General features: G+C 49.5%; 15 protein-coding genes. 11 read left to right on the plus strand and 4 right to left on the minus strand.

Annotated features, from left to right (window positions below; genetic code table 11):
* Nucleotides 1-28: 28 nt before the first annotated feature.
* From DU002_RS12615 to DU002_RS12625, 3 genes are all read right to left on the minus strand, one after another.
* Nucleotides 29-421 carry a transmembrane 220 family protein gene (locus tag DU002_RS12615; protein ID WP_114338749.1) on the minus strand — a complete coding sequence of 131 codons (393 nt, stop codon included), beginning with the start codon at nt 419-421 and terminating at the stop codon, nt 29-31.
* 111 nt (nt 422-532) lie between these two features.
* Nucleotides 533-1,855, minus strand: coding sequence for a DUF1552 domain-containing protein (locus tag DU002_RS12620; protein ID WP_114338750.1), 1,323 nt, complete (start codon nt 1,853-1,855; stop codon nt 533-535).
* Between the two features lie 14 nt (nt 1,856-1,869).
* Nucleotides 1,870-10,296 carry a starch-binding protein gene (locus DU002_RS12625; RefSeq protein ID WP_199405238.1) on the minus strand — a complete coding sequence of 2,809 codons (8,427 nt, stop codon included), beginning with the start codon at nt 10,294-10,296 and terminating at the stop codon, nt 1,870-1,872.
* A 551-nt stretch (nt 10,297-10,847) separates the two neighbouring features.
* On the opposite strand from DU002_RS12625, the gene DU002_RS12630 reads away from it, so the two are divergent.
* The 7 genes from DU002_RS12630 (at nt 10,848) to DU002_RS12660 (ending at nt 18,067) form a co-directional block, all read left to right on the plus strand.
* Entirely contained in the window at nt 10,848-12,080 is a 1,233-nt protein-coding gene (locus DU002_RS12630) for a 3-dehydroquinate synthase (protein ID WP_114338752.1), read from the plus strand.
* Nucleotides 12,070-12,948: a UbiA family prenyltransferase gene (locus tag DU002_RS12635; RefSeq protein ID WP_158538049.1), complete on the plus strand. Its 879-nt coding sequence runs from the start codon at nt 12,070-12,072 to the stop codon at nt 12,946-12,948. Before DU002_RS12630 ends, DU002_RS12635 begins: the two co-directional genes overlap by 11 nt.
* 7 nt (nt 12,949-12,955) lie before the next feature.
* Nucleotides 12,956-13,810, plus strand: coding sequence for an EboA domain-containing protein (locus DU002_RS12640; protein ID WP_114338754.1), 855 nt, complete (start codon nt 12,956-12,958; stop codon nt 13,808-13,810).
* Between the two features lie 76 nt (nt 13,811-13,886).
* The gene (locus tag DU002_RS12645) at nt 13,887-14,792 is read left to right on the plus strand and encodes a TatD family hydrolase (protein WP_199405239.1); all 906 of its coding nucleotides are present in this window, start codon (nt 13,887-13,889) and stop codon (nt 14,790-14,792) included.
* Nucleotides 14,792-15,997 (plus strand): metabolite traffic protein EboE, encoded by a 1,206-nt coding sequence (gene eboE, locus DU002_RS12650; protein WP_114338756.1) that lies wholly within the window; start codon nt 14,792-14,794, stop codon nt 15,995-15,997. The genes DU002_RS12645 and eboE overlap by 1 nt, the downstream gene beginning before the upstream one ends.
* A 32-nt stretch (nt 15,998-16,029) precedes the next feature.
* The gene (locus tag DU002_RS12655) at nt 16,030-17,403 is read left to right on the plus strand and encodes an alkaline phosphatase family protein (protein ID WP_114338757.1); all 1,374 of its coding nucleotides are present in this window, start codon (nt 16,030-16,032) and stop codon (nt 17,401-17,403) included.
* 142 nt (nt 17,404-17,545) lie between these two features.
* Complete coding sequence (locus DU002_RS12660) at nt 17,546-18,067, plus strand: gluconokinase (protein ID WP_199405240.1); 522 nt, start codon at nt 17,546-17,548, stop codon at nt 18,065-18,067.
* Between the two features lie 40 nt (nt 18,068-18,107).
* On the opposite strand, the gene gntR is transcribed toward DU002_RS12660, so the two are convergent.
* Entirely contained in the window at nt 18,108-19,127 is a 1,020-nt protein-coding gene (gene gntR / locus DU002_RS12665; protein WP_114338758.1) for an HTH-type transcriptional regulator GntR, read from the minus strand.
* A gap of 489 nt (nt 19,128-19,616) precedes the next feature.
* On the opposite strand from gntR, the gene DU002_RS19380 reads away from it, so the two are divergent.
* The 4 genes from DU002_RS19380 to DU002_RS12680 all read left to right on the plus strand — a co-directional run bounded on the left by DU002_RS19380 (nt 19,617) and on the right by DU002_RS12680 (nt 22,276).
* A complete protein-coding gene (locus DU002_RS19380) occupies nt 19,617-19,769 on the plus strand; it encodes a hypothetical protein (RefSeq protein ID WP_158538050.1) in 153 nt (50 codons plus the stop codon).
* Nucleotides 19,766-20,500, plus strand: a complete 735-nt coding sequence (locus tag DU002_RS12670; protein WP_114338759.1) for an SDR family oxidoreductase — start codon at nt 19,766-19,768, stop codon at nt 20,498-20,500. The genes DU002_RS19380 and DU002_RS12670 overlap by 4 nt, the downstream gene beginning before the upstream one ends.
* Before the next feature lie 180 nt (nt 20,501-20,680).
* Nucleotides 20,681-21,271 carry a hypothetical protein gene (locus DU002_RS12675; RefSeq protein WP_114338760.1) on the plus strand — a complete coding sequence of 197 codons (591 nt, stop codon included), beginning with the start codon at nt 20,681-20,683 and terminating at the stop codon, nt 21,269-21,271.
* 177 nt (nt 21,272-21,448) lie between these two features.
* Nucleotides 21,449-22,276 carry an HDOD domain-containing protein gene (locus DU002_RS12680; RefSeq protein ID WP_114338761.1) on the plus strand — a complete coding sequence of 276 codons (828 nt, stop codon included), beginning with the start codon at nt 21,449-21,451 and terminating at the stop codon, nt 22,274-22,276.
* Nucleotides 22,277-22,367 lie beyond the last annotated feature (91 nt).

Below are 22,367 nucleotides of genomic sequence, written 5' to 3' on the forward strand. Positions count from 1 at the left end.
GCTCAAGAAGTATGAGTTATAAAATCGTCTAAACGATATGGGGCAGCGACTCTTCCTGCGTCTTGTTAACAGGCAGATTCCAAGCGGCAATCAACTGCATAATTGCAGCTATCAGTAATCCAAACGCTTCTCTGGTTTCTTCAATATAGGGGTAGCTAAAGCTCATGCCATTGGTCATCCCCATACCGTCATTGTTGAAAAGATACTCGATGATACTGGGTGAGTACCAGGCACAGACGATAAGCGACAGCATCGCCCCAAGCCAGAGAGGCAGCTCTTTACCATAGCCCAACGCCACAGCAGCAAAGTTAGCCGAAATAGCCGCATAACCAATAAACCAGATAACACCATCTGGATCATTTAGCTGCACTACCGCAAATAACAAGAATACCAACGCACAACCTGCAGCAAACCAACGCATCTTCCACTACTCCTTTTTGCATTCCGACTACTTGTCGACTTCAGGTCAGTATTCACTCGCGATTAAAAACGGGCGACCAGCAGGCCGCCCAAACCTCACATGCCGCTTACTCTATGCAAGGAAACCAGGAATACCGCCATTACTATTGCCATAATTCGACCAACCTAACCCCATCGCTTTTGCCAAGTCGAGGAACAGGTTAGAACTACCGCGGTTACCGGCATCGACAACCACACCTTGGTTTATCGCACCATTACCACCACCCACAACATATACACCGGGGTTTTCCTGCTGGTGGTTACCGCCGCCCATCTCTGACATCATCAGGATCATCGTGGTATCCAACAACGTACCGCCACCGGTAGGATCTTGTCGTGCAGCCAGTTCATCACACAGGTACTTAACCATCATGTTGTACCAACGAGTCTGAGCATCAAACAGATTGTTCTCGTTATGTGAACTTACATGGCTCTTCGTTTCGTTGTAGGTCAGCTTTGGTGGGAAAGCGAAGTCACCCATGTAGGGGTGAATACTTTCAAAGTTAACCTTCAAAGACTCATCTTGAGCCGACATAAACTGGAAGGTAGCAACGCGCGTCAAGTCATACTCCATGGCATAAGCGATATTTCGCATCTGTGCCTGGGCGACTAACTCCGCCTCATCATTGATACCTGTCATACCGACTGAGGGGCGATTTAAGCCACTCAGGTCGAGGTTACTGTTCAATACCCGTTGTAAGTAGTCCAGCGACTCTTCGTGAGTTTGCAACTTAGCGGTCTGCTTGGCATTCAGCGAGTATGTCTGCATCACATCTAAGTTCTCATGCAGAGTTTCTAACACCCGCTTACGGCTTTCAGTGGCGGGATCAGTCTCGCCGCCACTGCCGCCCCCAAGGGAGGCAAAGTACTTGTCGTAGATAGACTGAGGATCATCATTTGGAATGATTTTATTTCCATTTTTATCAGTAAACGGATGATATTCCTTGTCCGTTTTCTGCGATGACCACAGACCCATGTGCAGATTGTTGTTCAGCGTACCGGCATTGAGTGCTTCACCAATGGCCACATCAATGGTCGGCGAATACTCATGCCCGCCCGAAAACACGCCGCGACACGCCTCAGGGTGGCCCGAGCTACCGCCATGCCCAATGAAGGACAAGTTCTTAAACGCCACCATGCGATCAGCATAAGGGGCAAGAGGCAGTAATGGACTATTGGCAAGGCTGGCCTCATTTAACTGGTCACCATAGCTGTGCCAGCTATCTCGCTTACAGCCGTTGGGGTAAAACACCACAATTAAGCGCTTGGCACTGTTTCCAGCTGCATGTGCTTTGCCTGCCACCAAGAACTGACTAGCAAAGGGTACCGCCATTCCAGCCATAGCTAAGCCACGAAGGAACTCACGACGCTGCATCTTATTCTTTAATACGTTCATCTTTGTCGCCTCCGTTACTTACGCAGTATGTAGTTTTGAGTTTGGGTCATATCAACCATCAACTCGAGAATAGAGCGTTCACTGTCAGCCTGCTTGAACTGGTCGCCAAACACCTGCAAGGTACAGCTATCATCTCGTTCTTCGCGCTGCCCCCGTGTTGCTCTATACCACTGCCGCGCAAAACACGCTTTACCATGTCGACTATCAGCAATCAGGCCTGATAGCTCAGTCATACTGCTGAAGTTGTAGATAGGGTCTGATGCGGTCAGGAAAGTTTCGGCGGATGCCAAACTACCAATGTAGCCACTCGCATCGACAGGCTTAACCGTACCATCGGCTGTCGTTTCGGTCGTTCTGAACAAGCCACGATTATCATAGCTTTCCAAACCAAAACCGATGCCATCTATGTACTGGTGACACGCTGCACAAGGCTCCTGAATGTGGGTCTCGAAGCGTTCGCGTACCGTCTTCGATGGATCCGTTACAGGTTTAAGCTCTGCGCCCACAGGTGGTGGCGGGAAGTCCTGACACATTAAGTTGCGACGAACAAACAGACCACGTTTGACCGGGTGAGTCGCCTCACCGTTAGCAGATGCGGCCAGCGTAAAGGCATGCCCCAAGATACCTGCCCTATCTGAGTTATCACCGGTATAGGTCACTTTCTGCCAACCATTGCCGCCAGGCCAAGAGAGGCCATAATGCGCGGCCAGTTCTTGGTTCATATAACTGTAATCAGCCGTCATCAGCTCGTTATAAGAGCCGCCGCTAAATACAATTTCACGAACAAAGTGATGAGTCTCTTCACGCATCGACTCCTTCAGAGATTCACTCACCTGACCGTCGATCTCACGGTTGGTGCCTAACCAGCCTTCAATAAAGCGATCAAAAGCCAACTTCGCTTTATCATCAGCCAGTAAACGCTCCACCTGAACCTGGATCTGACTTGAACTGCTTAGCTGACCGGCATCGGCAGCACTCATCAATGTTGCGTCAGGTGTCGTTGCCCAGAAGGTATAACTCAGTAATCCGGCAACTTCATAATCAGTCAACTCAAAGAAACCGTCGCGGTCACCCGAAGTAATCTCTTCACCCACCTCAGAGCGATACAGCATCAGTGGTGACGAGAAGATACCTGTCAACAGTCCTTTATCGCCCTCCGCTGAGTGCAGAGATTTCAATTGCGCAAACTCAGTGGCAGTCAAAGGACGACGGAAAGCGCGTTTACCGAAACTATTGATAATACAGTCAGTTTCACCACTACATCCTGGTGCCAAGTCATTCAAGCTAGTCACCATATCAGCAGCCAGTTCGGCGGCATCTAGGTAGCCCGATACATGCTCGTTAGTAAACACAGCATTGGCGTCAGTTTTGAAACCATTGACGGCAATATCTTGCGGCACTGAGTCCGTCACATTGATGTCGTTAGTCAAACCTAACAGGTCACGAATTGAGTTGTTGTACTCATAAGCGGTGAGCAGACGGAATCCGCGATCAGGTGGCACCATGTCATTCAGACTATCGGCATCACAAAGTTCATCAGGCACCTTATATGCTTCTTCAAACACCATGGCGGCCACTTCTGTTGCACAGTCGCCGACACAGGCACCAACATTCCCTTTCGGCATGCTCACTTCGATATAATCAGCCAGGTCTTCCAGCGTCATACGGCTAGCGATATTGATTAGATTTGGATAACCACCACCTTCAGAGCCGTGGCAACTTGCGCACATCGCTTGATATTGCTCCCGACCTGCTTTGTGAGTGTCTTCGATGCTCTCAAATACAGCCAACAACGTAAGAGAGACCGTATCTTCGATAACTAACTTGGTTGCCGCACTGTTTGGATCGAGCAGCAATGCAATGCCAGTACCTTCCCAGCCAGAGAAACGCTGCCCTGGGCCTGCGTCGATTGCCACAATATCAGCCACGGTGCCAGGAACGAACAGCTTACTGGTCAGATTGACCGTGCTACCCGGCAGACTGATACGGCCATTTTGCACCTGCACTTGTGTACCGGCAGGTGCGCCATCAACTTCAGGTGCTTGTGCTAACCAAGCATTGTCGGCAAACCACACGTTGGTTGAACCGCGGGTCAGCACCAAGTTGTCAGTCTGACACTCTGCACTGCCACAGTTGAAGATCAGGTTGACGTTATTGCTGCCGCCGAAGAACTCCTCTTTAATCAGCTGACGCTTCCACAAGCCGCCGTACTCTGGCGCCGCTTCCATACTGGTGCCAGGCCAATCGCCCAAGCCTTTGGTTTCGCCACCTTGCGGGCCGTACCAGGTATACATGCTGGCTTCAGCCCAATCCCCTGGCTGTTGGAAGTAGACATAAAAGCCTTCGCCCTGATTTACCACATCAACCGACGTTTCATCGCCCTCAAGGGTGGTGATGGTCAAGGTCGTAGTACCGGCAACACTGCCGCCAGTCACTAAACCAGATGCATCCACAGTGGCAATGTTAGTATCAGCAATGCTCCAGGTGACGTCATAGGTGATACCGTCACGGCTATCCGCTGTTTCGCCAACAGCAACCAGCTGCTGCGTACCACCGGCGAGCAACGTAACAGCACCCGGTACTATGGTTAACGCGTCGTATATACCACTGCTACCGGACTTGGTTGATACGCTACTAAATACCGCTGGCGAGCTGCCTTCGGCATTATTCGCCACAAGTTGATAATAGTAAGCGGTGTCAGCTATCAAGCCTGAATCAACATGGCTAATGGTATCGCTTTCCAGCTCAACGAGTAGCTCCCAAGTATCGTTTGGCTGCAGACGACGATAGAGCAGATAGTTGCTTTCATCATCGGCATTATCATTCCAGGTCAGGCTGATTGCCGACGTGGAAAGCGCCAGTGCAGAGAAGTGAGTCGGTTTCGCTGGGCCGTTACCGACTACCAAGGTGATGCTGTCCGAAGCGCCACCGACAGTCGCCATCAAGGTCACTTCACCTTGAGCTAAGGTAGTCAATTGCAAGCTAGCAGCAGAAAATCCACTCACATCAAGAATCGATGGATCACTGGAGTTCCAAATAACTGAGCCCGTTACCGGTGCGGTAAAGCCATTGTCGAACAGGTCGGATACCGACAGACTGACCGTCGCCCCGAGCTCTGGCGTCAATGAAGAGACATTGAGCTGCAAGCCGGTCACAATCGCATTCTGTGCTGATATCCATTGATCAAAAAGGCTCAATGCCAGCGGATTGGTATATTTCGAGCCTTTCGGCATACGGTTGCCATCCGTGGTCTGGAATACATACACCACACTGTTTTCCGGGTGGAATGGATCAACCCGGAATAGATCACCACTGGTGGCCACACCAACGATATTTTTGGCACCGATCGGCGTCTCATATCGCAAGTCCATAAAGCCTTCGCTTTGGTGGCAATGGGCACAGTTTGTATCCATGTAGGTGTAAGCGCGTTCGTTTACATCTTCACTGGTATCAGCAGGATCGACATAAGCAGGATACGACGCAGGCCCAGAGATATTCTGATCAAACATACCGATGAAATTAAGTGTACGTAACTGGTTATCGAGCATGTTTGGATACTGCATATCGCCATTTAGCTGGCGGGTAAACATCGCCAACGGCTCTTTGCTTCCGTTACCCACATGACAGCTGGCACATTCGTTACCCGTACGGATCACACGCTCGCGACTCACCAACGCGCCATCTACCCACTCTGTCACATTGATAGTTTCAAACTCAGCCACCAGATCAGCATCAGTATAGGATTCATTCCACTTGTAGTTCGCCGCTTCCCAGCCGGCTTCTTGCTTAAACAGCACCGCGGTATTCAATGGGCGAGTGTTGCCATCAGCATCAATGGTCACTTCAATCTGCTTAACCAAAACCGTACCCACCGGGAATGTCCAGTTACCATCATCGGAGAAGCCGATAACCTGGTCGTTTGGTATCGCCATATAGTGACGAACAATCGAGCCATCGAACCAAGCATCGGAGTTCAGTTCATAAGCGACGACGCCAGAGACAGGGATACGCTGCGCCAGGTCACTAAAGATACCTGTCTGGGACAGCTTAGCTGGCACCACGGCTTGCTCAATATTTTGATCAACCGCTTTATAGATGCGCGAGCTACCATCACCAAATTCAACGCCGTAAGTGGTAATGAATAGGTCTGAACCATCAAGGCCAGTACCAAACGAGGCGATGTTCTCAGGGAAGGCATCAGACAACACAACTTTCTCTTCACCTTCAGCGATCGACCAGATCAACTTCGAGTTGTAGTCACCAAAGATAAAGCGACCATTCAGTCCTGGGAGGTTACTGCCACGGTAGACAAAACCACCGATAATCGAAGAGCTGCCGGTGTGATAGAAACCGCCAACCGGTGGCACAAAATCACTATTACAGTCGAGATTAGATGTACCGTCGCCACCAAGCGCACCGCGGTTAATCACACCTTCACAGATCGGCCAGCCATAGTTTTGACCCGGCTGAATAATGTTGACCTCTTCATAACCCTGTTGACCCACTTCAGTTTCCCATAGGGTATATGGCGCAACAGTATCAAACGCCCAGCGCCATGGATTACGGTGACCATAGCTCCAGATCTCATCCAGCACGTTGGGATCACCCACAAATGGGTTATCTCCAGGTACACGGTAGTATTTACCCGCCTCTGGGGTATCCAATACTTCGATACGGATGATAGAGCCGCGCAGATTATCCGTTTCCTGTGGACTGTTATTAGTACGCGGATCTTCTGGGAATGACTGTGTGGCACTGTGGCCATACGCGCCATCACCAATACTCAGGTATAAGTAACCTTCAGTTGGATGGAACTGCAGCATGCCACCTTTATGGTCAGGGCCGAACTGCGGCACACGCAATACTTCAGCTTTTGATCCAGCAATAGCCGCCGTCGGATTAGCTGGATTGTCCATGGTCCAACGCTCTAAAATCGCATCACCATAAACACCACCATCACTAGAATCATCATTCAGACCATAGTTGTAATAAACATAGAAATAGCCGTTGTTAGCAAAGTCGGGATCAAATGCTAAACCAAGCAAACCCTGCTCATGGTTATCACGCACAACACCACGTATGTCGAGTACGGTTTTCACCTCCAGCTGTGTCACATCTTCCCTATTAGGAAAGGCATAAACACGGCCAGGCTTATCGACGACATAAAGTAGATCGTTGAAGCCGTCATGCAGCACCAACACGGCGGCACCGAATAAGCCCTCTAGGTTAGGAAAAGCATTTTCAAAACCGTAGTTTCCGTTTGACACCTGACCTGAGGTCGGGAAGTTCAACGGCGCCGCTAACAAAGGACGGGAAGCCAAACCATAACCACTGTCCACAACTGAAATAGTAAAGCTATCAGTCGCTGTCCTACCGTCTGTCGCCGTGACGGTAAGGGTGACCGAGAGATCACCTTCATTCGTCAAAGCTGGGGTCGTCACCTGCGCACCATTCAAAGTACCCCAGGCAGAAGACGTCCAGGCGTAGCTGGCAATGTCACCGACGGAACCATCAGCGGAAAGTGTCACCGTGCCATTGACATTGACAGTGCGATCTCCGCCCCCGTTTGCTGACAATGGCGAGGGCACACCACACGCCTCTTCCGTCATCCACTCACCCTGCTTGTAGCAGTTATTGGCGCCAGTAAATACTTGGTCGGTGGTTTGATTGTTGCCTGCGTCACTAAAGATGACGTTACTGCTAACCGCTGCGGCTGAGATATCCAAGAAATACAAGTTATCGCCAAACTCGGTTAACGCTTTACCTGGCCAACCATCACTGACAACTGAACCAGCTGGTGTTTCATTCCAGGTATATGCCGTCGGAGTTGCCCAGCCATCTGCGTTATAAAAGTAGATGGCACGCCCTTCGGGATAGTTGTAATCCTTAGGTTGACCAAATTCACACTGCTCCATGGTTACCCAGGCACCATCTTGATAACAGGGCGCTTCATGGGTGAAGGTTTGGTCCAATGTTTGATTAGCGCCGCTATTACTAAACACCACACCGACAGACTCGACATGGGTACCAAAGTCATGGCTGTACCAATCGCCACCTTCACTGGCCAAGGTAACACCAGGCCAAGCCGTATCAGCGACCGATGCTACAGGTACCGCATCGAACAGATGTGCCGTTGGCGTATTGAAGCCTAAACTGTTCTTAAAATAGAGAGTTGAGTTGTCATTCATAGGCACAGTAATCACGGTCACGGTAACCTGTGTGGTCGCCGTTAGCCCGTCATTATCTGTCACCGTCAAGGTCACCACATAGGTACCTGCGGTATCGTAGATCCGGCTGGTTGTTTCGCCAGTTAAAGTGTTACTCCACGCCCAAGAGACAATGTCGCCATCACTATCATAAGACGCTGAACCATCAAAATTGGCCGTATCGCCAGCGTAAATAGTGATATCCGCGCCGGCATCTGCGATAGGCGCAATTTTCGGCACAACAATTTTGAAGTTACACGCCTCTAATGTGCTCCAGGCACCATTTTGATAGCAGCCCTGGCCGGTAGAATTAAGTTCTGCTCCTTGATTGGCACCGCTATCACTAAAGATCACATTAACGCTGGAGAGCTCGACAGCGAAATCGTGACAGTAGTAGTCACCCAGCGCCACCATGGTTGCACCCGGCCAATCACTCGCGGCAAGAGAACCCGCAGGAGCTGCCGCCCAGTAATGGACAGTTGGCGTATTAAAACCAGCCTCATTGTCATAACAGATGCTATTCGCTGCGATATCGATAGGATCGGGAGCGACAATGACCGTTTGCTTAGTTGCAGAGATCGCCTGCGTCGCATCATTGAAAGTCACTAAGTAATCACCAGCACCTTCGGTGATCAGGAAGTCTTCAACAGGATACGCCTCTGTCCAATCTGCAAAACGGGTGATCTTAAAACGTGGGTTATCGGCAGCAAAAGTGGCGTTAACTTCCCACAGTCCGGTCTCACTATTTTGTGCCAGCGCCGTTGTAGCCCAGCCATTGCTGGTGCCACGAAGGTAAGCATTGTCCCAGTTAAAGCCACCACAATCGGTACAAATACCTGTTGAGCTTGCGCCAACATGGATCGCCGACGCAGTAAAGGCTGCCACAGTGAAACTCGCATTCCCTGCCGCATCAACAGTGATCTCGGTACCGTCACACTGCCCTGTATCCTTATCGAAATCACTATTCACTACATCACAATAAGTGCCAGCAGCCATGCCAGTAGCAAAGCTCTGGTTGATAACGCCTGCTTCACGGTTAATTACCACAAAGCCTTTGCCGCTGCGGCCAAAAGCGATCTGATTTCCGCCATTGTCCCACCAGTTACTCACAGCAGAGCCAGCAGTAAAGTTACGGAACGACACCATATTGGCGATCGGACGCCAGCGGTGTTCACACTTCCACTGATCCGCAAAACAGTTGAGGTTGTTGCCGTCATGTACCGGAACTCCCGGCGGTCCCATGTCGGTTTGCACCTTGTCATTAATGTCACCGAACTGGTAACTGGACATCACTTTTGGATAGCCGTAAGGCCAGGCCAACATGTAGACGTTAGCGAGATCGTAAAGCGCGCCATCTTTAAAAGTCAGTACATTGGCACCGCCCGCCCCATGGCCACGCTGATTATCGTGGTTATCGGTAAAGACCACGGCTTTATCGTCGGCCATAAAGCCCCAAGGGCTACCAAAATTGGCTAACCAACTGAGTTGGCCATTCTTAAAGGTATCGCCGATTTTCGCTGAATACTGGAACTCAGTGACATCAGCAAAGCCGGTGTATTCATCGCGGCTGATTTTCTCACCGCCGAGATCAATCACTTCCTGGAAGATATAAACCGGCGCACTCAGCTTCGCTTGGATCGCCTCAACATCGGCGGGCTCCATATGCTTCGCGGCATCAATACGAAAGCCGGTCACACCCAAGCTGATCATCTCGTTCATGTAACCAGCAATAGTATTCCGAACGTCTTCCCGTTCAGTGGCTAAATCAGGCAGGCCAGGAATAGAGCAATTACGTACCCGCCATGCGTTGGTACCGTAATCCTCAGGGGTGATATCACAATTGTTTTGGTGCATCTGCGCTGCACCATAATCAGGATAAGTATTAGGCGAGCTGAAGCTACTGCCAGCGGTGCCTGTACCACCGCCGCCGGCCATATGGTTAACCACCGCATCAACGTATATTTCGACACCAACCGCACTACAACGGTTTATCATGTCGATAAATTCAGCCCGTGTACCACTACGACTGTTGTCTATCTTGTAGCTTACAGGCTGATAACGCGTCCACCAGGCATCGCCCTGTACATGCTCATTCGGTGGAGAAACTTGAACCGCCGAAAATCCTTTCGGTCCCAATTCCTCTTCACATTCAATAGCAATATCCTTCCATTGCCACTCGAAAAGATGCACGAAAGCGGTTCGCGGCTCAGCAGCTGCTTGAGCTGAGATGCTCAAGACGCTTGCGCCTACGACGCCAATCAGGCTTTGCCTTATGGTTTTTGGTAACACGGCTGCCTCCTAGCCAAGGTAGCTCAGCCAGGAAGCGGTCCCCATTGGCTAGAGCTTTGTAAGGTACAGGATGTAAAGACGACGGCTTATGTTATCGATATCTTTTTGTGCCGTTTTGTCTTCTCTATTGCACTGTGACGGATCACCAGCAGTACAATTTCCACTCTATTACCGCACAAGAAAGGGGCAATCATGTAGGGTTTTTAACGGCCAATTGCATAGTTTGTGAGCGTTTTCACAAATCTGTTACCGTTATCATTGTAATTTTAACATTCGCTGATGTTCGGCTTGTATTTAAAATCAACTGGTTAGCGAAAGATAACATTTTGACAATGGAAAAAACCTAGAAAAAACAGGTTTGCTTTTACCCAAACTCAGACTACCGTCAATTTAATGACGCTCTGTTTATGTCACTCTGTCACTCCCTTTGCCGAATAAATGAACAATTTTTCTGCAGGACGCGGTAATAAACGATTAGAACAAACGCCGAGGCCCCGATGTCCCAAATCCATAGCACCAAAAACAAACAAGTCGCTCCATTGAGTTTCGCTGCAGTGACTGAAACTGTGCACACCCGCATTCAAGTAAGCTTCAATTATCCGGTCAGTTTTACCCGCGATGCACTGAATTTGCGCAATATGACGCTGGCAAACCTTTTTCCGCGCACCCTGCCCTCCTCACCCCAAATAATGCCTGTCATCGATAGTGAAGTACTGCATCATCATGCCGATTTGCCTCACAAACTGCAGGCATATGCAGAACGCCATGGCTTTAACCTGCTTTCCCATGAAGTGGTCAGAGGCGGTGAAATTTGTAAACAAGAGCCGGAGGCGATGTTGGAGGCGCTTTATCGCCGCATCGCCGACGAGCAGGTTGATCGCCACAGTTATCTGCTGGTGATTGGTGGTGGGGCTGTACTTGATGCCGTAGGTTATGCCGCAGCAACCGCACACCGAGGCATTCGCTTAATCCGCATGCCGACAACTACCTTGGCACAAAATGATGCTGGCATTGGGGTCAAAAATGCAATTAACCACCAACAACGCAAAAACTACCTCGGCACATTTGCGCCTCCGTTTGCGGTGATCAATGACTTCGATTTTCTCGATACCCAATCAGAACGGGACAAGCGTGCCGGGATTGCCGAAGCAGTTAAGGTCGCACTCCTCAAGGACAGCGATTTTTTTAACTACCTTTTGGCCCATCGAAAATCTTTAACAGACTTCCATCATGAAGCTGCACTTACCATGATTAAGCGTTGTGCATCATTACATCTAGCGCATATTGCCGGTAGTGGTGATCCATTTGAGATGGGGTCAGCGCGGCCGCTGGACTTTGGCCATTGGTCGGCTCACAAGCTGGAGGCACTGTCTGGACACCGACTACGCCATGGTGAAGCGGTGGCCATCGGTATTGCACTGGATTCCCTCTACGCCTGGCAAACTGGGCGCCTATCAAAACAGCAATGCGCCGATATCCTTATCTGTTTAGAGGGTGCCGGATTTCAGCTCTGCTGCGATGAACTGGAAGCGATGAATATGCAGGATGCACTGAACGAGTTCAGAGAGCACCTCGGAGGCAACCTATGTATTACCCTACTTTCCGGGATCGGTGCAGCCAGTGAAGTATCAGATATTGATGCCCAACTAATGCAACGCTGTGCCCAATGGTTAATACAAGGACACTTGCCCCATATAAAGCTCAAACTGGATGCCACATATGGCCAATAGAACGCTCACTAAGGCAATACTGCAACTGATCCGCCTGCCTAACGGTTTCAGCGCCATTGGCAACATTGTGGCGGCTTTTTTTATTGCCACACAAGGTCATGGTGATATTGCCGAACTACTCACCTTAATCGCCATCAGCCTCTGTTTCTTCCATGGCGGCATGGTGCTCAACGACTGCTTTGATCTCAACGAAGATCGACGAGAGCGACCTGAGCGCCCCCTGCCATCTGGTCAGCTCTCGGTTAAGTGGGCGTTTGTTGGCGGCGCGAGTTTGTTGTTAACTGGCTTGGCATTGAGCCTCTCTTTGGGTATGCAGAGCTTTTATATCGCGCTAGCATTGGCGATCAACGTAGTCGCCTATGACGCTATTCGTCATCAAGGATTCGTTGCCGCGGGCTTGATGGGAAGTTGCCGTTACCTGAACTGGTTACTGGGACTATCGATCATTGAACTTAATGCGCTCTGGGCGCTGCTACCTCTGCCCGTATTTGCCTATATCTTTGGCTTGACCCTACTGAGCCAGCAAGAAACCTGCGCCACTAACCCTAAACGTCTGCTTACCGTTGCAGCAGTGATGACGGTAGTGATGCTACTACTGGTGACGTTATGGTTTGGCCAAACGCCTCACGGTTACCTGTTTCTGGCGATGACGCTCTCCGGCTGGATCATACTGATGCTGCGCTTGAAGCAGCTCTATAATGATTTTACCCCTGGTGCAGTAAAAGGCATGGTCATCATGTTGTTGATGGGGATTATCCCATTCGATGCACTACTTTTGTTAGCTGCAGGACTGCCCCTCGCCGCATTGGCACTCCTGTTACTGATGGTGCCGGGAAAGCTGATCGCCAAACAACTTTATATGACGTGAGCCCAAAATGAGTAGTCGCTCTGCCCCCCAACTAGTCGAAGTTATCCGTCAACAGCTTGGACTGCAGCTGTCGCCTCCCCGCTGGCAATGGTTCACAAAGGCTATCGATACCATGACCGAGAGTGACTCTCCGCTCACGACATGGGAGCAAGCTTCTACCTCGGCGATCCACCATATAGGCAAAGCGCCATTTAGCGCAAAGTTGGCTTTGCCAACGACAACCGTGCTATCAGCGCCGAAAAAACCACAAGCCTGGACCCCACAGCATTGGCATTGCACCGATGCCGTGCGCATCTTGCTGTGCCACGCCGCCCAGCAAGCTGCAGGCTGTGAAGAAGATAAGCAGGGTGACACGCTGCTCGCTGGCTATAAACGGGGAGATGAGAACGAACGTGCTGCCCTCATTAAAGGCTTGCAACTGTTAGATCCCAAGGGAAAAAATGCTGCGCTCGCCATCGAAGCATGCCGCATCAATAGCCTAAACTTATTTACCGCTATCGCCCTGTTTAATCCCTACCCAGCGATCTTTTTTAGCCAGGACGCGTTTAATCAGTTAGTGATTAAATCTCTTTTTCAAGGACTTAACATCTCATTTATTTACGGGCTGGAAGCAAGGCGCAATCATAATCTATCGATCATGGCGCTACGTTATATTGAAGAGCGGTTAGATGCTAACAGGCCGGTACCTGATTCCATCTGGTTGGCGATAGATTGTCTGAATATGACAGAGCGCTGCCAGCGCCTGTTCGATAGCATCATTGGCGATGACACTCATCATGCACTAATGACAGCAAAACAAGCACTGCAACAGTCACAATGTGAACAGCAGTGCAGAGACGAGACGTTTGAAGCATCTCACTGATATCACTCTCTAGATCCGATATAACAACTATATCGTTCAAAGATTATTCGCCATAAGGCAAGCAAAGGTTCGCTTGATGAATTATTTCGACCCCCATATCCATATGGTTTCCCGCACCACCGATGATTATCAGAATATGGCCGACGCTGGAATTATTGGCGTAATTGAACCGGCTTTTTGGCAAGGACAACCGCGAACCTCGGTCGGCAGTTTCGTCGACTATTACGACATGCTGGTCGGCTGGGAACGTTTTCGAGCCAGTCAATTTGGCATTATTCATTACTGCACTATGGGGCTAAATCCGAAAGAGAGTAATGATATTGCACTCGCTGAAGAGGTGATGAAGCTACTGCCCCGCTACTTGGCAAAAGAGGGCGTGGTAGGTGTCGGCGAAATTGGCTTTGACGATATCACCCCCAATGAAGAACGCTTTATGGCAGAACAGATACAACTGGCAAAACAGCTATCACTGCCGGTTCTGGTACACACACCACATCGCGACAAACTCACTGGCACAGAGCGCACCATCGCCATGATCAAAGAGATCGGTATTGACGAAAATATGGTGTTAATCGACCACTTGAATGAACAAACTCTACCACTGGTGCTAGAAACAGAGTGCTGGCGTGGCCACTCCATCTATCCCAACACCAAGATGTCTGAACCCCGCATGGTGAAACTGCTGCAACAATATGGCACCGAGAAGATGGTGATCAATAGTGCTGCAGATTGGGGCGTCAGTGATCCACTAAAAGTCCCGAAAACTGCGCAAGCGATGCGGGATGCCAGTTTCAGTGAGCAGGATATCAGCTTAGTTACTTTTGAAAATCCGATTAACTTCTTCGCCCAGAGCGGCCGCATCAGTGTCGAAGAGGTTAGTCGCCCCGCCATCGACCAAACCCAGCGGTGGTTGGATAACTCCGCCTTACGCGGTCAGGAGCCGGTGGTTGAAACGGATACGACAAAGGTCGATCAAGATTAATGGCAGAGCGTTGGCGCAAACAACAGCTCGGTTATTGCAGTAACGTCCATCCAGGTGAGAGCTTGGCTGAAGTACTCCGCAACATCACTGACTTTATCTCGCCGGTGCGTGAGCAACGGGGGCTGACAGAGATGGAAGCGGGCTTGTGGCTAAGCGAACGTGCCGCCAGCGAGTTGCTGTCGGCACCTGCGCATCTCAAGCAGTGGCAGCTGCAATTGGAGAAGCACGCGATCCAAGTGCGCAGCTTAAATGGTTTTCCTGCCGGAAATTTTCACCAGGCTCGTGTCAAAGAGCTTGCCTACCTGCCCGATTGGAGTGATCCAGCGCGCCTTGAGTACAGCCTGAAATTGGCAAAGATATTAGTGGCCAGCCTCCCCGATAACGAAAGTTACGGCACCATATCCACTCTCCCTTTGGGATATGCCCAAGACTGGACAGAGAAGAAACAGCAGCAAGCAGCAGAACAGCTAATCCAATTGGCCACCGCCCTGGCCACGCTGGAACAGGAATCTGGCAAACAGATCCGCTTCTGTATAGAGATGGAACCAGGGTGCGCCCTTGAATACACCAGTCAGCTGATCGCTTTCTACGACACTACGCTCCGGCAAACAGCAGCACAAAACCAGATCCCTTTCGCATTGGTTAAACGCCATCTCGGCTGTTGCTACGATATCTGCCACCAAGCAGTGATGCATGAAGATATCTATGCGTCGTTGGATGCGATCCACCGCATTGGCATCACTATCGGCAAGCTCCAAGTATCGAGTGCGTTAGTCGCCAATCAACCTGCACGGGCAGACACCAGAAATGATCTCCAAGCATTTGCCGAGCCCAAGTATATGCATCAAGTCGCTACTCAAGTTGAGCAAGGCTGCAAGCGTATCGATGATTTGGCAGCCCTGTTAGATGGCAGCGTCGCATTGCCCTCATCTAACCCATGGCGGATCCACTTCCACGTGCCGCTGCAGGCCACAGAGCTGATTAGCCAGCGGCTCACCACCACCGCTGATCAGATCTCTCACGTTTGCCGGTTTTTAGAGCAACACCAGGATTGTCACCCCCACATCGAAGTGGAAACCTATACTTGGCAACTTCTACCAGAAGACCAACGGCCAAATTCAAACGATGCACTCATTACAGGGATCTGCGGCGAACTGTCGTGGCTTGAACAGCAACTGAGCCAATGGCAGCTGCTTAGCAATTAACTCCCCAACCCAATACAGCTCTGGAACCGAATATGCCGCAACAGAAGTCACTGACTATCATCAATATCGTCGGGCTCACGCAATCTTTGCTGGGAAAACATACCCCGCAACTCAACAAACTGATCGCCGACGGGTTTTGCTGTCCACTGGGTGAAGTATTCCCAGCGGTCACCACCACAGCACAGGCCAGCATGTTAACCGGGAGGCAACCCAATCAACATGGTATTGTTGGCAACGGCTGGTATATGCGTGACCTGGCCGAAGTCGCGTTTTGGAAACAGTGCAACCAATTGGTACAGGGAGACAAAGTCTGGGATACGCTGAAAGCCAATAACAGCGCAGCCAAAATCAGCCAGCTGTTTTGGTGGTACAACATGTACGCTAAAGTCGACTACAGTATTACCCCTCGGCCACACTACCCTGCCGATGGTAGAAAAATCCCAGATCTTTATTCATCACCTGCAGGCCTGCATGAATCACTGGAACAACAGCTGGGTAAATTCCCGTTCTTTAATTTCTGGGGTCCGAAGTCCGATATTCGCTCCAGTGCATGGATCGCCAAAGCAGCCAAGCTTGAGTTCGATATGCATCGGCCGACGCTACAAACCGTTTACCTACCTCACCTCGACTACAACATGCAAAAGCTGGGGCCGGAACACCCGGAAATATGGCGAGATATCGAAGCGATTGATCAAGTCGCTGGCGATCTGATCGATCATATTAAAGCCGGTGGCGGAGAGGTAATGGTGGTCTCTGAATATGGCATAGAACAGGTATCAAAACCGGTTCACCTGAATCGTATATTGCGTCAGCAGGGGTACCTTAAAATCCGTCCTTCAATGGGCTGGGAACTGCTCGATGCTGGCGCCTCAGATGCCTTTGCCGTCGCGGATCATCAAATAGCGCATATCTACGTCAGTCAACCAAAAGATGTCGCAAACATACAGAAGTTATTGATGGCCACCCCCGGCGTTGCACAAGTACTTAATAGGGAGCAGCAACAAGCATTGCACATCGATCATGAGCGCTCCGGTGAGTTAATCGCTATCGCGGAGCCCGATGCCTGGTTTACCTACTACTATTGGTTAGACGATACGCTTGCCCCCGATTTTGCCCGCACCGTCGATATACACCGCAAACCAGGCTACGATCCGGTAGAGCTGTTCGTCGATCCCAAACTGCGCCTGCCAATCGCCAAGATCGCTTGGCGCGTACTGCAAAAAAAGCTCGGTTTCCGCATGTTAATGGATGTGATCCCGCTCGATGCAAGCTTGGTCAAAGGCAGCCATGGCCGTTTGGCGTCAACCCCAGAGTCAGGCGCACTGCTGATTGCGCCAAAACAGATGGCCGCAGATAGTTACGGAATGACAGATATTCGCCAACTGATTCAGCAGTACCTATATTAGAAGCCAACGTAAACATTAGTGAACACCGTTGAATGTCACATTATTGAACAGTCCAGCGGTGTTCGCCTTGCGGATATCTAATGTTAGCGATATCTTTCAAGCACCTTGAATTAATCAGCGTGACGACAGGGAGGGTAGCCGTTTGAAAAAAGGACAAGTTGTACTTTTAATGGGTGTCTCTGGTTGCGGAAAAACCACCATAGGACGAATGCTGAGCGAGCAACTTGGTTGGCGTTACTACGATGGTGATGTATTTCACTCTCCCGCTAGCATCGCAAAGATGAAACGTGGTGAACCCCTCACCGACAAGGATCGATTAGGTTGGCTCGAAACACTGCAACAGCTGATCCACGATAAGATAGCTAACGGAGATAACGCTATCATCAGTTGTTCGACGTTAAAAAAACAGTACCGCAACTTACTCAGAAAGGGTAATACCGATCTAAAGTTGCTGTTTCTAAAAGGCGACTACGACACCATCTTACCGCGTTTTAAACAACGTAAAGGCCACTTCTTTACTGATGAGAACATGCTGACAAACCAGTTCCATACATTAGAAGAGCCATCAGCAAACGAAGCCACTTCTATCGATATTTCACCACCTGCAGAGCAAGTCACACAGGCTTGTTTATCGGCCGTTCTTGAGTTTAAGAAAGCCAGCTAGTTGAGCTGGCTTTTGTGTCGTGATGATTGATAGCGCAAAGCTAAGCGCTTTCCCGCGCTTTCACTTCAAAGCCTAAATCGATCCGAGACTCACTCACCTCTTCCTCATTCAGCATGCGCAATAACTCTTTCGCTGACCGCACGCCAACCTCGTAACGAGGCGTCGCGACAGTGGTCAACGATGGCGCCGTCGATGCGGCTATCGGCAGATCATTAAAGCCGATCACAGCTAAATCATGGGGAACACGAATATTACGGCGCTGACATTCAAACAGCGCACCGGCGGCAAGATCATCGTTACACAGGAATAACGCATCTAAATCAGGCCAACGCTGAACGAACTCAGCCAGCAAGTTTGCCCCCATGGCATAACTGGAAGGCGCTTGTGAGGTGATCAACAGGTCATCACTTAAACCCGCCTGCCACATCGCTTCTCGCCAACCACGAAGTCGTTGCTGCGCCCGGTGATCCATGCGCGCACCAGCGAAGCCGATTGTTTTGTGACCTTTGCCAATCAAGTATTCAGTGACCGCTTTGCCAGCTTGAACTTGATCAAAACCAACGCTAACACCCAACGGGTTATCCGCTAACTCCATCATCTCTACGACGGGGATATTCGCTTGTGTGAGCATCCGCCGAGCACGCTCTGTATGTTGGCTACCAGAGAGAATGACGCCATCGACTGCATACTGTAAGAATGTCTCGATCAAGCGCTCCTCTTCTAACGTTGAGTAGCCACTGTGTCCGATTAATACCTGATAGCCCTCAGACAGCATGACCTCATCAACGCCTTTTACCACTTCAGTGAACACCGTGTTACTGAATGAAGGAACTAATAAAGCAATAGTTTGGGAATGGGATGACGCCAAAGCACCGGCGGCACGATTGGGGATATACCCTTGTTCATCAATACAACGTTGGATCTTTAAACGGAGCGATTCGGATACTTTGTCGGGTGTTCTAATGGCACGGGAAACGGTAATTTTGCTGACCCCGACTTTTGCGGCAATATCCGCCAGGGTTACGCGCCCTGATCCTTTACGACGACGCTGACTACTCATTGATTCCTTTCTTCCTCTTTTCTTATAGTCTTTCCAGTATGACCAATAACAGTAATAAAGAATGGCTAATATGCAAGCCTAGCATACTCAACTCATTTATCTAAGCATTTACTTATACTCACTTTTATCGCAGTAAATCGACTCCACATGACGCGCCAGTGTGTCAGCAAATTTCTCACCACGACGAGAAGCGAGAACTATCTAAGCTTTTTTTCCGCAGACACCAGCAAAATCCCCCTATTGAGAAAAAAATGTAACCTTCTGTTATATATTAATTTAATTGAATAGATTCACCTCTGAACTTAGATAATCATTCCAAATATCTCACATTGGCACACAAATTCCATTACAAACAAATTGCGACCGAAAAACCTCATTAAACCAGATCCAAATAGGCGTCAGCGGCGTAAATATTTCTATCCACCGCGTTTTATCTGGTGTAACCAATTAACCCGCTTACATAAGCACACGGTGATAAGTGAGTAGACGATGAAGGTCCCCAAAGAAACGTTAGAAGAGCAATTTGAGTTTGAGATGATCGAAATGAAGCAAGAGTTACCCGCTAGGCAAGAAAAAACGGCGGATGATGACCACGACTCCCGTGCCGACATCGACTCTCAACTAACGGACAAAGCAAAGTGACAACCAGCAATTTCCGTGCAGTTGTGATTGGTGGCGGAGCCATTGGCACTGCTCTCGCTGACCAGCTAGCCAATGATAAGCATTGCGAGGGCATTGTCGTGACCCATCGCACACCGAGCAAACAATCAAGCACTGGCAAAATTACGCAGCTCGAACTTAACCTTGAATCTGAAGCGTCAATCGAAAGCTGTTTTGCCAGCATCGCCCAGCAGTGGCCGTGCATCGAAAAGATTTATATTTGTTCGGGGATGTTGCATGAGGGAGTGATCCGCCCGGAGAAGTCTTTGACTCAGCTAACTTCGGCTCATATGACCCACAGCTGGTTAGTTAACGCCGTCGGGCCGCTACTAGTAGCCAAGCATGCAGAACCCTTACTCAAAAAAAGTCGTGGTCAAAGCATATTTGCAGCACTTTCTGCCAGAGTTGGAAGTATCAGTGATAACCGCTTAGGAGGCTGGTACGGCTACCGCATGGCGAAAGCAGCGCTCAACATGGGCGTGAAAAATCTTGCCATTGAATGGCAACGAAAACGAATGAATACAATATGCGTCGCACTGCACCCAGGTACCACAGACTCCCCGCTATCCGCCCCATTTCAGGCCAATGTCGATAGTGACAAACTATTTAGCCCCGCTTATACCGCTAGTCATCTACTTCGATTATCAAGTCAGTTGACTCAATCTCATACGGGGAAATTCTTTGCTTGGGACGGTAGCGAGCTTCCTTGGTAAGTAGGTAAGCGTAAGCTACTTTAGCTAACATATTGATAAAACTATATTTTACAGTACGGTTTTTTTATTTTACTTTTGCTATAGCAGCAAACTATATTCCTGCTAAAGTCAGAGATATGGCTAATAATCATACAAATGTCTATTAGCTGACTAGGATCCCCACTAGAGAAGGAGCTTGTCGTGACCCGCGTTATCATCGTTTTATTACTCAGCTTGATGCCTATATGCGCCACCAAAGCCGCATTGCTTCAATTTGATTTTGTAGGTGTTCTAACGAATGATATTCCTGATCACAACTCTGAGTTTTCAGGATGGATCATTGTCGATAGTGACGCCGAACAGATCGAAGCAGTTTTTTCATCATCTGGCGATTCTGACTATTTCTGGCTCAGATCTGATCCCATGATAGAAGGCGCATGGGATCTACCTTGGTTTGTCTATGATGACGACTTAGGATCGTTTGTCTTAGTCATTGAAGGGTTCACCAGAGGTGCATCTCGTCCAGATAATCTCTTCGATATCTATCTGGATATCGAACTTGAAGGTTCAGACGAAGCACTAGAAAATAGTGAATTTGAAAACATGTACGTTGCTGAATTTGGTGCATTCGGTAATTTTATTCGCGGTGATGATGACTCCGAGGCATATTTCGGAGACATCTCACTCAAAGTCGTAGATAGCATCCCAAATATTGCCACTCCAGCAACATCAGCGGTCGTGCTAACTGTGCTTATGCTGCTAGGCTTGCTCGGACAACGTTACCGACAGTAATCGATAACGTGGTAGCTAATCTGGCTACCATGTTCTCAATTTAGCCTGCTTCATAACTGTTTGTCGTTATGGATCACGAAATAGATTTAACACTTGGATAGTAAATGCACTAAACTAGTGTCAGGAATTTTTACACGCGTTCATTTATTGAGCGAGCCAGAGAGCAGTAGGCCGCATATGACTCCAAATAATCTCATCAAAGCATTGTTACCCGCATTGAAGCGCCAATTAGGCCCTGAACAGGGCTCTTTGTTGGCGCTACCGCAAAACGTATTGGAAGTTCGCCGCCTATGTAACGAAGATGATAGCAGCATCGGTCAGGTCTCCAGCGCCGTCGTGCAAGACCCCGCATTTGCCGGCTACCTGTTGCAGATGGCTAACTCAGCCATGTATGGGTTTGGCTGGAACGAATGTACCCGCATTGAGGATTCCATTAAACGCTTAGGCCTCCAAAGAGTAGCCAAGACTTCGCTACTCTATGCGAGTCGACAGCTGCATCAAGATCAGCACGTACCGCGGGAAATGCGTCCCCTGTTACAAACGAATTGGCAACGGAGCTGGCAGTTGGTCAAAGACGCATCCGAAGCCTACTGGAAAAGGCGTGGCCGCTTACCTGAGCACCATTTTCCTGTCGCAATCGCTGACGTCTTAACTGCCAGTGTGCTCTACTTTTCCGGCGCACTTGCCATTCTATCTATCGCCGCCAGAGAAAGTGAACTATTGGCAGAGCATACGGACCTGCCGTTGGAACGCACCGCACTGCTATATAACCGAGGTATGCTTCGCTCAGTACTGACCCTGTGGGGCATGGGATCTGATTACGCCAAAGGGCTTGCAGATCTACCTGTCGAAGGAACAAGCCTTTGCCGTAACGATTTTATTCGTCTGGCGCTACTAAACCAACCAGAGATAGCGATCCAGTTAGGTTTCAATATGGACACACAAGAAGAGTGGCGTGAACGTCTGACAGAGCTACGTATGTTGCAACCAATAAAAGTCGCATAAACGCACCTCTATCTCGATAACCATGTAGAAGCTTGTTGTTTCCGCGATCTTGTCGCGTTACGCTCTAAGATCAGTCAGTTAGCGATTAGGC

The sequence above is a fragment of the Corallincola holothuriorum genome (assembly GCF_003336225.1).
GTDB lineage: Bacteria > Pseudomonadota > Gammaproteobacteria > Enterobacterales > Neiellaceae > Corallincola > Corallincola holothuriorum.

What these genes read in the sequence shown, in the direction of transcription:
- DU002_RS12635 (WP_158538049.1), top strand. Translation starts at nt 12,070, where the DNA reads ATGGCCAATAGAACGCTCACTAAGGCAATACTGCAACTGATCCGCCTG.
- DU002_RS12630 (WP_114338752.1), top strand. Translation starts at nt 10,848, where the DNA reads ATGTCCCAAATCCATAGCACCAAAAACAAACAAGTCGCTCCATTGAGT.
- DU002_RS12655 (WP_114338757.1), top strand. Translation starts at nt 16,030, where the DNA reads ATGCCGCAACAGAAGTCACTGACTATCATCAATATCGTCGGGCTCACG.
- DU002_RS12645 (WP_199405239.1), top strand. Translation starts at nt 13,887, where the DNA reads ATGAATTATTTCGACCCCCATATCCATATGGTTTCCCGCACCACCGAT.
- gntR (WP_114338758.1), bottom strand. Translation starts at nt 19,127, where the DNA reads ATGAGTAGTCAGCGTCGTCGTAAAGGATCAGGGCGCGTAACCCTGGCG.
- eboE (WP_114338756.1), top strand. Translation starts at nt 14,792, where the DNA reads ATGGCAGAGCGTTGGCGCAAACAACAGCTCGGTTATTGCAGTAACGTC.
- DU002_RS19380 (WP_158538050.1), top strand. Translation starts at nt 19,617, where the DNA reads ATGAAGGTCCCCAAAGAAACGTTAGAAGAGCAATTTGAGTTTGAGATG.
- DU002_RS12680 (WP_114338761.1), top strand. Translation starts at nt 21,449, where the DNA reads ATGACTCCAAATAATCTCATCAAAGCATTGTTACCCGCATTGAAGCGC.
- DU002_RS12620 (WP_114338750.1), bottom strand. Translation starts at nt 1,855, where the DNA reads ATGAACGTATTAAAGAATAAGATGCAGCGTCGTGAGTTCCTTCGTGGC.
- DU002_RS12615 (WP_114338749.1), bottom strand. Translation starts at nt 421, where the DNA reads ATGCGTTGGTTTGCTGCAGGTTGTGCGTTGGTATTCTTGTTATTTGCG.
- DU002_RS12640 (WP_114338754.1), top strand. Translation starts at nt 12,956, where the DNA reads ATGAGTAGTCGCTCTGCCCCCCAACTAGTCGAAGTTATCCGTCAACAG.